This window comes from Butyrivibrio sp. ob235, from assembly GCF_900109475.1.
GTDB lineage: Bacteria > Bacillota > Clostridia > Lachnospirales > Lachnospiraceae > Butyrivibrio.
In genome coordinates this window covers 106,822-120,198 of record NZ_FOBE01000009.1, presented here as the reverse complement: position 1 = coordinate 120,198, position 13,377 = coordinate 106,822, and the positions used below count along the sequence as shown (strand labels likewise).

Here is a 13,377-nt window from a genome sequence, read left to right as displayed (position 1 = left end):
GTCCTATCAGTGCATCAGTTTTCATCCAGCTGCTTCTGGATAGCCTTTGCCAGACTTGCAAATAACTTGTTTTGATCAATCGGCTTTTCCAAAATAATATCCATACCTGCTTCTGCACATCTGCCTTCTACATCGTTAGCCATATCTGCTGTAAGTGCGAAAATGGGAATAGTAGCTGTATCCGGAGTACCCAGTGCGCGTATTTCCTTAGCTGCCTCGATACCACTCTTTACAGGCATCATAAGATCCATAAGAATTGCCTGATAATGATAAGGATCACGAGTTTTTAGCATATCCACAACTTCCTGTCCATCTCTTGCAACTTCTGTATGAATTCCCTTTGTTTTTAACAGCTTAATTATAACTTCCGCATTTATTGTGTTATCCTCTGCCAGAAGGATAGTTTTACCGTAAAGAATCTGATCCTCATACTTTTCTGACTGCTGAGTATGAAGGCTTATCTGCTCATCGGTAGCGATAGGATAAGTTAGAACAATAGTGAACTCTGTTCCTACTCCAACATGGCTTATGCAGGATATTGTTCCTCCCATGAGCTCTACAAGGTTTTTACATATGTACAGCCCAAGTCCGGTACCTTCCTGGTAGGGATCGTCTGAATCTCGGTCCTGTTCAAAAGGCAGGAACATCCTCTGCTGGAATTCTTCACTTATACCAATACCAGTATCTCTTATAGTGTAAGTATGAATGGAAGAAGTATCGGTATACATTATATCAGTCGTAAAGATTATCCGACCTCCTTTTGGAGTGAACTTAATACTATTTGACAAAAGATTCAGGATAGATCGTTCAACATGCTTTGTATCCATAAGGACATAACGATCCTTTGAACCGTTTATCTTATAGTCAAAATTAAGGCCGGCTTCACGTGCCTGCTCTGCCGTAATAGTTGAAATTGAAGTTATAAGGTTTTCCTCGCGAACAGCTGAGCTTATGGAAACCACTTTCCCTGCGTTAATCTTGCTTGTTTCCAATATTTCCTCGATAAGTGTAAGCAGATATTTGCTTGAAGTCATAATCTTATCAAGATTATCCTTTAGTGCAGGCGTTAAGGATTCCTCCTGAAGTGAGAGCTCGGTAAGTCCGAAAATCGCAGTAAGAGGAGTCCTCATATCGTGAGACATCTGTGAAAGGAATGTCTCCTTTTCCCGGCTTGATCTTACCGCCGCACGAAGAGCTTTGCCCATTTCATCAATCTGTTCCTGATCATCAATCTGTTTGGTAGTATCAACAAAAGTAAGTACCAGCCCCTTGAGCGCACGCTTTCTATCACTGATTACAGCACCGGCCTCTTCTGTTCCATTAATTTCATGATATGGCGCTATGCGAATAAGATAAGTTTTTCCTGCAACAGAAGCACATCTCTGCTCTACGGGTTCCATTGTCTTAAGAACCAGATTGCACTGAGCAAGAAGATCAATTGTGGCAAAGTTAAAGCTTATGTACCTGAGAGATCTTCCCACATCCTGATCGGCAACACTGAATTCCGACGAGATATATTCCGTATATTTTCTAATGTTTAAATCCTTATCCACCATGAGAATTCCGACAAGGGTGGAAGAAAGGAAATTAGCCATATCATTATTGGCAACCGCAAGCTCTGTAACCTTGGACTGATATTCGGAATTGACGGTATAAAGTTCCTCGTTGACAGACTGAAGTTCCTCGTTACTTGACTGAAGTTCCTCGTTGGCTGTAAGAAGTTCCTCATTTGCAGCCTGAAGTTCGGCATTTGTTGACTCAAGTTCCGTAACTGTCTGTCGAAGTGAATGCTTGGTTGCTTTAAGTTCCTGCTCAAGGTCTGATATACGCTGGGATGCAGCAAAATCAACCTGGTATTTCTGCATGTCAACATTTGTCAGTTCACGTCCTCGTATAAACGAAACCGCAGTAAAATCTGTCTTTTCACCGTGATTGTCACTAATAGGCTGCGCAACAATCGAAACAAATTCTGATTTCCCATCGATATCAACAGGAACATCCGAGTATGCCTTGCGTTCGTTTGTAAGCCTTGCCTCCTTAAGCGCGGTGGAAAGCGCAATTTTCATATCTGTCCTGATAAGCTGGAAAATGTCCAATGTAACCTGGCCGGTAGGAAGCGAAATGAGTCTTGAACAGTTACCATAGCTTCTTACCAGCTCGTTCTTTTCATTAACAAGAACCGTTGCGGGCATGAGAGATTCAAGCACAGAGGTATCAAGCTCATGTGCCTTGTAACTCGCGGAATCATCATCCTCGCCGCCCGAGACATTGATAGGCTCAATAGGAGGTTCGATATTGCTCATGGAATAAGCAAACTGCTCATGTGCCGGTGCATTGCCTTCCGCATAGTGTATGAAAATCTTTTCATCGGCGCATACAACGCGGAATACATCTGCATAGTCAATGACTGATTCCGAGCGGCCAAGGAACAGATATCCTCTGTCGGATAGAGCCATGTGAAAAATGGCAAAAAGATTGCGCTGAAGCACCGCCTGGAAATATATAAGTACATTTCGGCAGCATATCAAATCCAGTTTTCCAAACGGCGGATCCTGGAATACATTGTGCTGAGCGAAGATGATCATTTTTCTTATGTCATGATGAATGACATATTTATTTCCTTTTCGTGTGAAAAATTTGGAAAGTCTTGCGACAGACACATCCTCTATTATGTTATTTCCGTAAACTCCACGCACAGCAGTGCTTATTGAATCCGGATCGAGGTCTGTTGCAAATATTTTTACCCCCCTGTGAATGGATAGTTCTTCCATGGCTTCCGCAAAAAGAATTGCAATGGAGTAGGCTTCTTCACCGGTTGAACAGCCCGCAACCCAGATGCGCAGCTCGTCGTCAGGGCGAGAGGTTGTGATTAGCTTTTTGACCACATTTTCCTTTAACACTTCGAAGTAATCAGGATCACGAAAAAATGAGGTAACACCGATGAGCACCTCTTTAGCAAGCAGCTTTGCTTCCTCAGGATTGTTGGTCATGTAATTGACATACTCACGAAGGTTTCTGTTATGAGTTACAACAAGCCTTCTTTCGATCCTTCGAAGAATGGTGGTTTGTTTATAGTAAGCATAGTTTATGTTGGTTACGTTTTTTAATATTGAAAATACTTTGGAAAGAAGGTCATCATCAGTAACACCGAGCTGTGTCTCAGCATCTATCACAGACTTGGCGATATGTGCAAGCTCGCGTGCTATGGAATCCGGCTTTAACATAAGATCAACAAATCCGGTGCTTATGGCATTTCGCGGCATTCCATCGAATTTTGCAGACTCGGGACTCTGAACGATGATCATACCGTTCTGTTCCTTGATGGCTCTGATACCGTTTGTACCGTCGGAACCTGTTCCCGAAAGGATTACAGCAACGGAACGATTTTCATAGGCGTTCGCAAGCGAACGGAAGAAGATGTCTATAGGGTGACTTATTTCCTGAGAGTTCTGCTCCTTGAGGTTCAGAGTGTTGTTGTGGATTTCCACGTTATATTTGGGCGGAATCATGTAGATGTGATTTCTCTCAACCTTCATTCCATCCTCGATTTCTGTTATCGGCATGGAATTATATTTCGCAAGAATATCAGCAAGCATGCTCTTATGATTGGGTGCAAGATGCTGGATTATGACAAAAGCCATGCCTGTGTTAGATGGAAGAAATGTGAGGAATTGCTGAAGTGCTTCGAGTCCTCCTGCTGACGCCCCTATTCCTACTACGCAGTGCGGCTGAATATTTACAGACATATCCTGAGGATTATACATTTAGACCACCTTCCTATGATTGTATATAAAATCGAGTTTTTAGTTAATTGTTATTTTATAGGATTTATGTATGAATATATGGTATTATTATCTCAATATTTCGCAATATTTTCTAGAGGGGAATGTAATGAACGACATAAATAATAATAATAATAATAATAAGCTTGTCGACAAGCTTATTGAGGTGAATCATAAGCTGTATTTTAGCGACATCTTTCTTGAGCAGATGAGCAGAAATGTCAGGGGCCCTCTGTATTCTATAATCGAATTTTCCAAGATAGCACTTGAAACCGGTAACGATGAAACAGCAATAAAGCATTATCTTGATAAGATAAGCCATGCAAGCCATTTAATGAACGAGTCCATGGATGATGTTATGGCAATGCGTCAGATTGCAATGAAAAACGTCAGCCTGCATCCTGAGCTTGTTAATTTGGATGAATTTCTGAAATCGCTAAAAAATGATATGGCTAATCTTCTTGATCCCACTGGAATAGAGCTTATTATTGAAAAGAAGGAACTGGAAAACTGTTATATCAACGCAGATTATACAACTCTTTTTCAAATTCTTCGCAAGATGATCAGAGTAATTACTGAGATGATGCCCCGAAAGAATGTGGTACATCTGGAAATCCAAAGTAATGGCTGCGTCAACAATAATATTGACATCAGTTTTAAGGTTTACGGCAAAGATACTACTATTATGAGCAGCAAGCTGCAGGCTTTAAAAGATGAGTTTGCTGCAATTGAATATGATATGTATTCAAGTCTTGAATCCATGGATCCGACTATCACTATTATCAGATTCTATGCACATGAAATGGGAACAGATGTTGTCGAAGCCACCTCAAATCCCGAAGAGGGATCAAGTGTACAGCTCTCCATCAAATTTCCTATTGTATCGGTTGGCGAGTATTCAGCTAAGGTTAACCGCAAATTCGACTTTTCACAGAAGAGAATTCTCGTAGCTGACGACGATGAGATCAATCTTGAGATAATCGATAAGCTTCTTAGAGCAAAAGGCGCAGAGGTTATTACCGTACGCGATGGCAGAGAAGCGCTTCTTACCTACAGAGCAGAGCATGGCAAATTCGACTTGATTCTTCTTGATATTGTAATGCCTGATATAGATGGACTATCTGTAGCAAAGCAGATAAGGGAGAACACAACCATTCCTTCATCCAGAAAGGTTCCGATCATAGCCATGACCGTAAATGCTTTCCATGAAAATTATGAGCAGAGCCTCAAGGCCGGAATGAATTCACACCTTGTAAAACCGGTCGACTCCGGAAGACTCTATAACACGGTTGCAGAGTATATTTAGTAGTTTTTTATAATACAGCACTATTACAAAAACCCCATCCGCATTTCTGCGGATGGGGCCTCTCAAACTATTTTTTATTTTACGACAATAGTAATTGTCTTAGTGGTCTTCTTGTATTTTCCATTTTTATCAACAGTAATCTTTACCTTGTAGGTTCCCTTCTTGGCACCCTTCTTGACTGTGCAGATTACCTTCTTGCCCTTTACCTTAACATCAAGGTACTTCTTGAGCTTCTTGGAAGATACGTTCTTAGCTGTAATCTTACCCTTGGATCTGTCGATCTTAACAGTAATCTTCTGATTCTTCTTTGCTACCTTGGAAGCATTGATTTCCTGCTTATCCTGAGTAATTCTTGCCTTTGTCGGATCATCATCGTCCTTCTTGGAGTTATCGGCTGTGTCCGCACTTGTAGAAGCTGTGTCGGCACTTGTAGAAGTTGCCGGGGTTGTGTCAGCAGCGGCAGTGTCATTAGCTACTGCTGCAGGCTGACTGGGCTGGCTGGGCTGAGGAGTTTCTGCTGCCTTAGCGGGCTGCGCTGCATCCTCGTTTCCGTTACCATTGCCGTTATTATTTGTTACAGCCTCACCTTCAGCAAGTTCAACAATAGCAAAAGTACTGAAGTGACTTACAGTGATAACCATTGTATTATTTACAAGCTTAGGCTTAATAAGCTCATAGGTTCCGTCAGCATAATAGTGAAGAACGTAAAGTCTTGAACCTAAGATGTTCTTCGGCATAGGCAGAGTGATCGTAATGGGGGCTACAAGTTCATGAAGCTCTTCATCTGCCGCATTTCCCTCGCCAACCTTAAGTGACATATCAATCTGAGCTACGCTGTTGAACTCCTCGCCGACAGCTTTCTGGTTTTCCTCTGTAGTAGGCTCAATTGAAAGTTTAGCTGTCTGTTCGGGTGCAGCATTAAGTCCTGCTCCGGAAACAGAAGCGGCATTAGTATTTACATCATCTCCGAATACTTCCTTAAGAGTTTCCTTTGTCTGCTCATCCTCTGAAGGCTGAACAACAGTTACACCAGCTGCTTCTGTATAAGTTTCCTCAAGTTTCTCAAGCTTTTCAGCGATTGCACCATTGGATTCAACCTTATCTGCCATGGAATCAACGGTTCCAAGACCCTTAAGGGACTCCTCAACAGTTTTCTTCATCTGCGCAGTTTCGTGATTCTGCTTCTGCTGCTCAAGTTTGTTCATAGCAGTATCTATGCCGCCGGCAATCTGCTCTGCGTTCTTACCATCAACAGTAATCTCACACTGAGCTGTGAAGCCACCATCTACTGTAGTTACAGTAATAACAGCGCTGCCCTCACTCTTTCCTGTGATGTTGCCTTCCTCATCAACCTCAGCAACGTCAAGATCAGAACTCTCGAAGTTTACTGCAGCATTTGTTGCATTGAAAGGCTTTACAACAACAGACAGATTGAATGAATCACCAACACCCAGAGTTGCATTTGTCTTTCCGAGTGATACACCCTTAACCTTAACTTCTCCGTCTATGAAACCTGCATAAAGTGTGATATCACCTGTAGGAACATAATCCTCAATTGTTGTTCTGGTAGCTACAAGAGTTTTACATTCGGGGTCCATATACCAACCTGTAAAGCCCTGACTACTCTGATCGTCTCCCTCGTCTGTGTATGCCCAGATTTCTCTTCCGAGTTTCTTTCCTTTTCGTACAGCTACGTCATAGGTCTTTTCATCGTTGTTAAAGACCCATCCTGCATTTCCGTTAAAGGTGATGGTATATCCTCTTTCAAACTTCGCGTAAAGAGTTACATCCTTTGTAGGCTCATATTCATAGTAAATACCCCCATTGTCAGGATCATACTCATAAACCTTCTTAGTGAATGAGGCGTCCTCATACCATCCAACAAATGATTCTTCGCCTGAGTAAATATTGCAAATCGGAAGCTTAATAGTTTTACCCTTTGGTACCACATCTGTGAAGATACTTGTATAACTATGAGTGGAAGGAACTTCCATCTCTCCGTCTCCGGCATCCAACGTAACTGTATAGCCCTCATCCCAGATAGCATACAGCGTCATATCGGAACTTATCGTTGTTTTTTCTGTTACATAAATTCCGGTTCCATCTGCCTTAGTATTCCAGCCCACAAGTCCGAGATTATCATTTGTAGCATGAGGCATTCTCCGATCTAATGTGGATCCATCCGTCACCTGTCTTGTAATCTGAGTTTTATTATTAGATCCGTAGATTTTTCCACCATTTGCATCGAAGGTGACTTTATCAGCCTTTTTCCAGATAGCATACAGTGTCATATCTTTATCAGGAGTAGTTTCGTAAAAGTCTATCCGCTTAGTGCCTGTAGGGGTTGTTGACCAACCTCCGATTACATAACCATCTCTTAAAGCAGTTATTTCACCATCTTCGTAATACCCGAGGCTTCTGCCTTTCTTAAGGGTTACTGTCACTGCATCCTCGAGAGCAGAAGCATCAGAGAAGTCCTCTTCCCACATGCCGGGGTATACTTTACCACCATTGCCGTCAAAGGTTATCTGATAACCCTGTTCCCAAACAGCATATAAATATACATCTTTATCAATTTTTTCAACCTTATCGATTGTATTCTTTCCATCAGGTGTAGTACTCCAGCCTGCAAATGCCATATTTGAAGGATGCTTAAGAGTACTGTAACTTCCAGGCCATGCATCCAATCCCTGCTGGCAGTTCACTATCATCAGATCGGAATACTCACCGGCATTCGAATTATATGAAGTATAATAGCCACCGTTTGCATGTAAATACATCTTATAGGTTTTGACCCACTTAGCATAAATATCCATATCACCTGTAGGGATGAAATCGTAGGTAATGTCCATGCCACTTCCGTCAGGCTTGGTGTTATATCCTGAAAACTGTAGGTTATCATCATTATTCACATATGAGGGCATATAATAATAATTCCCCAAAATAGTTGCTCCTTCAGGTACAGTAAGCTCTATCTCTGTTTTGTCTTCACCGTCGTATCTGAAATAACCTCCATCTGAATTTGCATGATACGTTATCTTATTACCCTTTTTCCATACAGCATAAAATGTCATATCAGAGTTTGGTGTGTAACTGGTATTAGATTGAACATTTTCCTCTCTGTCAGGAGATGTGCTCCATCCTGCGAAAGCAAGAGAACTATCACTGTTCTTCATATTGTAGCTACCCATATATGTCTGCTGACCCTTTTTGATTTTATACATATATTTGGTATCTACAGCAGTACCCATGTTTACAAAGTAACCACCGTTTGCATCATAGGTTATAACATAAGCATCATCCCACTGAGCATAGAAAGTGACATCTTCTGTGACAACATAACCATAAATATCTGTTATTGTCTCGCCTTTTCCATCTGCTCTGGTATTCCAGGATGAGAATATTTTTGCATCATCAGATGAAGGAATACTATAGCCTCCGATTCTTTCACCGGAAGCCACTGAGCATTCTGATTTCTGGCTGTTATCGTAAAAATATCCACCATTTGCATCAAAAGTTACTGTGCATCTGTCGCCCCAGATAGCATACAGTGTTACACTGTTTCCGTTCGGAACATACGAGTACAACTCAACTATATCATCCACAGATTTAGATGTACTCCATCCCCTAAACATTTGATTGTCGTCATTAACAGCATATATAGCTTCGTTGTAATTAACATACAGATTACTGCTTAATGGAGCATTACGTTTAAATTGCAGTTTCAACTTAGAGTCATCAACCGTACGACCATTACCGCCATTACCAGTAGTTTCCATATAATACGAGATTGTTCCACCATTGGCATCAAAGGTAACCTCGCAACCATCTTCATATACTGCATAAAGTGTTGTATCCTGGTACGCTGTAATCTCATTAATCTCTACAGCCTGACCGCCCTCTGTTAATGACCATCCTACACACACCTTTGAAGAATCATTGGCATAGGTTACATACTTTGTTGAAAAATACTCACCCTGAGGAATGTTGACTGTCATGGTCTTGCTGCCATCATAAAACTTACCATCACCGGCATTATAAGTGATGGTGCACTTCTCCGACCACTTGGCATAAAAAGTCATATCCTCGGAAACAAGGACATCATAAAAGCTTGTAACATATCTTGTGCAATCCTTATCAAGATACCAACCGTTAAACACATAATCCCCATAGGTTTTTCCTGTCATATAGGTCAGATACAAGTCACTCTTTGAGTTTTTCTTTACATAATAGGAATGTGTGTATTCGTCAGAACTAAATTCATCAGCAGCAATACCGTAATCAAAGGTCACCTTGTAGCCGGGTTCCCACTTTGCATATACTGTCACATCCTCTGTAGGAGTATAATTTCCATCAACAAGAGTAATTTCTTTTGTCAAAGCGGCATCTTCATACCATCCGGCGATAACCTTGCCATCACTTGTATATCCCGAGACACTTCCAATTAAATACATACTTGATCCAACAGGAATTGACCATTTCTCGTCTTTACACTCCGGATTCTGATTAAAATATCCCTCACCGGCATCCAATGTCACCGAATAACATTCTCTAGTCCAGCCTGCATAGTATGTCTGTCCGGAAGTAATTGCGGTATTCTCTGTTACCTGCTGGGTGCAAGCTGCATCGGTATACCAACCGGTAAGACCATAGTTTTCTCGATATGCATTAGGCATTCCTGTTGACTGGAGTGTCTTTCCTCCTTTTATATACCATTTTCCATCAGAATCGCCATATTCAATGAAAGATGTAGAACCATTACATGTACCACCATTAAAATCTACGGTAACATATAAATCACTGTCTCCATTAACCGCACGCCAGTTAGCGTATATTGTCATATTTCCTTCGGGAACAAAGGTTTCAATATCACTTATAGGCTCATCGTAATTCGAGTCCTTATACCAGCCATCAAAAAGATAATTATTATAGCTGTCAAACGGTTCAGCCACGGTTCCTATAGCTGATCCGGCATCAATAACCTGTTCCCTGGTAGCTTCATAATAGCCATTGGAACTGATATTATAAAAACCACCCTGACTTGTAGCAAAGGTGATCGTATATTTCTCACCCGCATTAGGCTCAGCCTTGGCAACCATGTTTCCCGGCAAAAACAGCAACAGCATCATCATTGCCAGAACACTAAGTAAACACTTCCCTTTCATTAGTACCCTCCTAGAATAGACTAGTTTTATTACAACGTTTTTAATACATAACTTAACAAACCGTTATCTAGTCTACTCCAGAAATTTAAGAATGTCTATACTTTTTGCTCATATTTTATAACTATTTTTGCATTATATTTGCAATTTATTATTTAAGCTCAAATTTACGTTATTGTTTTAATTATATTGCGTCTATCATTCATATCTTTTATGGATTACTGTCATCATTCACAAATCAAAAAGGCTTCCTTCTATAATGAAGAAAAGCCTTTATCAGAAACCTGCATGAAATCCATATAATAGTAATATTCAATTGCCACATAAAATCTACGCATCCACCACAATATCCGCTGCGGTGCACCTCACAACGGAAGCAAGGTCCGAGGGACTTAGCTCTATCTGGTATCCCACCTTGCCGGCGCTGACAAATATCCGCTCATACTGCATTGCAGTCTCGTGGATGAATGTAGGGAACTGTTTCTTCATTCCTATAGGTGAGCAGCCGCCGTGCACATAACCGGTAAGCGGAAGGAGTTCTTTTTGCTTGATCATACTGACTGCCTTCTCGCCTGCTGCCTTAGCTGCCTTTTTGAGGTCAAGTTCTTCCTTAACGGGAACCACGAAAACATAGTAGGCTCCGCTTTTTGCCTGCGTAACAAGCGTTTTAAAGACCTTCTCGGGATCCTCGCCGAGAAGGCCTGCTATCTCTTCACCGGACATCGTCGCATCCGGATTATAGGCGTGACTCTCGTAAGCTATCTTCTTTCCGTCAAGCACACGCATAACATTTGTTTTTTCCTCTTTTTTCATTTCATTCTCCTACTGACTGCACTCCTGAAGAACGGGTTTTAACCCGCGGAATTCATCCAGGTAATCAGCAATCTTCTCCTTAATAAATTCAATATCGTTTCTCTTCCCCGCAAATTCAAGTTCCTTCGATTTTGCTGAAAAATCCGCCATCCCAAGCGTCAGTGAGCTCCCCTTAAGGGCATGAACAGTCACGATAAACATTTCGAGATCATCATTTGTAAGACAGTCCTCAAGCAGATCAGCCTTTTCATCAATATGATCCGTAAACATGGAAAGCGCCATCATATATGTCTCGGCAGTGCCGCAATACTCAACGCCCTGCTTTACATCGATCCAAGGAATATCCAGAAGCTTTGCCGGAATTCCTTCCAGTTCATCATCTTCCTTTGCCTCTTCGACCTCTTCCGATGATGCCTGCGCGACTAAATGGACCTTCTCATCAGGAAGATACTGAATGAGCATATCCATAAATTCTCCGACTACCACAGGTTTTGACAAATAATTGGTAAAACCGGCTTCAAGCATACGCTCACGGTCTCCTGCAACAGCGTTTGCCGTAATGGAAATAATAGGTGTTGTGGCAGCCTTCTCTGGATATTCTTCCTTTATTTTGGCAAGCGTTTCGATGCCATTCATGTGTGGCATCAAATAATCAAGCAGAACAAGGTCATATGAACCAGCCGCAAATTTATCGATTCCTTCCGCGCCGCTCTCCGCAGTATCTATCTGAATTCCGGTCGGCTCTAGGAGCCCACAAAGTACCTGCAGGTTCAAAGCTGTATCATCAACAATCAGAATGTGACTATCCGGTGATGTAAAGTTTCTACGCTCTGCCTTATCAGTATATTTATAAGAAGTAAGAGCATCCATCCAGTTTTCACCAATAGGAGTGTTCTCCGCAATTTCCTGCGAAACATCAAAATGAAAATTCGACCCTGCATTATAGATACTGTCCACGCTAAGCTGTGATCCCATCATCCGAAGAAGGGCCGAGGTTATAGAAAGTCCTACACCTGTACCCGCTATAGTACGTGTGCGATTTGTATCGAGCCGTTCAAAAGGCGCTAACAGTTTTTCCTTATCCTCGTCCTTAATTCCAATTCCTGTGTCAATCACAGATACTCTTATGGCAGCAATGTTCTCTTTTTTCTCAAGCACCGTTGCCTTAAAGGTTACGCTTCCTTTTTCCGTATATTTAACAGCATTTGTCAAAAGATTAGTGATCACCTGCTTAATTCTCAGCGCATCACCCTTCATCCTTACGGGCATCTTAGCATCTATTTCAAAGCGAAGTTCAAGTCCCTTTTCCTCAGCCCTAAAACGAATAAGATTATAAATATCTCCGATAACATCCGGCAAATAATACTCTTCGCAGACAAGCTCCATCCTACCTGTCTCTATCTTGGTAAAGTCTAAAATATCGCGTATTATGGAAAGAAGACTTGTCCCGGACTTCCGAATATTGTCTGTACAGGACAGGATTTTATCATCATTGGAGCTTTGCCGTATAATTTCATTCATTCCCATTATTACATTGATCGGGGTACGAATTTCATGACTCATATTTGTCAGGAAAACTGTCTTGGCAGCATTCGCTTTTTCAGCCTCTTTTAAAGCCCCATCCAGAAGAATAGCCTTTTCAGCTGCCTCTTCCTCTGCAACAAATGCATGAATGAGACAGGTTGAAATCAAGAAGCCAGTCACACAAAAAGGCAGAAGCGGATTAAAGGTTTGAAATGTCATAAAAACAGCCATAACTGCCCCTGATACTGCAATTGTCCGATATTGATGTCTCTTGTTTTTTGCCTCCTTAAAGTATGCCCTGAAAGTGTATAATGCAACTACTGTAAAAAAAACATCCTGTATAATCAAAAAAAGATATCGTATAGGCAGTGATAAGAAGATGCCATTTTCGTCAAATGAAAATACTATAGGGGTAAAAATGTTAATCACAAGACATGAAACAACAAAGATAAACGTGACTTTCCCAACATAAAGAAGAATCCTGTCAGTAAAGCTGTTCCTATCCAGATAGGTCACAACAAATCTTGTCCAAAATAAGACAGCAATAGCTTGCGATGCGAAATATGCGATAGTATCCAGATAAACCAACGGGATAATATGCATCTCATACAATAATCCCCAGGCGATATCTGTTACCATAAACAGAATAAGGCTGTGAAGAAAGTGCCTGTATTCAAGCTTTGCTTTCGGTAATTCCCTGCTATATCCTGTTCTAAACAGTTTGTTGTTTATAATAAAACATATTACTAAAGATAACGAAGCTAAACTGGAATAATACATATAGTGACGC

At 41.3% G+C, this 13,377-nt stretch carries 5 protein-coding genes; 1 reads left to right on the top strand and 4 read right to left on the bottom strand.

The annotated features are described in order from the left end of the window. Window positions 1-14: 14 nt before the first annotated feature. The gene (locus BMW61_RS08965; protein ID WP_091821141.1) at window positions 15-3,764 is read right to left on the bottom strand and encodes a chemotaxis protein CheB; all 3,750 of its coding nucleotides are present in this window, start codon (window positions 3,762-3,764) and stop codon (window positions 15-17) included. A 127-nt stretch (window positions 3,765-3,891) separates the two neighbouring features. On the opposite strand from BMW61_RS08965, the gene BMW61_RS08960 reads away from it, so the two are divergent. After that, on the top strand, window positions 3,892-5,088 hold the full coding sequence (locus tag BMW61_RS08960; protein ID WP_175475147.1) for a response regulator: 1,197 nt from the start codon (window positions 3,892-3,894) through the stop codon (window positions 5,086-5,088). 74 nt (window positions 5,089-5,162) lie between these two features. Here BMW61_RS08960 and BMW61_RS08955 read toward each other — a convergent pair whose 3' ends face one another. The 3 genes from BMW61_RS08955 to BMW61_RS08945 form a co-directional block, all read right to left on the bottom strand. Further along, a complete protein-coding gene (locus tag BMW61_RS08955; RefSeq protein ID WP_091821136.1) occupies window positions 5,163-10,253 on the bottom strand; it encodes an InlB B-repeat-containing protein in 5,091 nt (1,696 codons plus the stop codon). A gap of 327 nt (window positions 10,254-10,580) precedes the next feature. Beyond that, the gene (gene ybaK, locus BMW61_RS08950) at window positions 10,581-11,063 is read right to left on the bottom strand and encodes a Cys-tRNA(Pro) deacylase (protein WP_091821133.1); all 483 of its coding nucleotides are present in this window, start codon (window positions 11,061-11,063) and stop codon (window positions 10,581-10,583) included. Window positions 11,064-11,072: 9 nt separating this feature from the next. Then, window positions 11,073-13,367, bottom strand: coding sequence for a response regulator (locus tag BMW61_RS08945; protein WP_091821130.1), 2,295 nt, complete (start codon window positions 13,365-13,367; stop codon window positions 11,073-11,075). Window positions 13,368-13,377 lie beyond the last annotated feature (10 nt).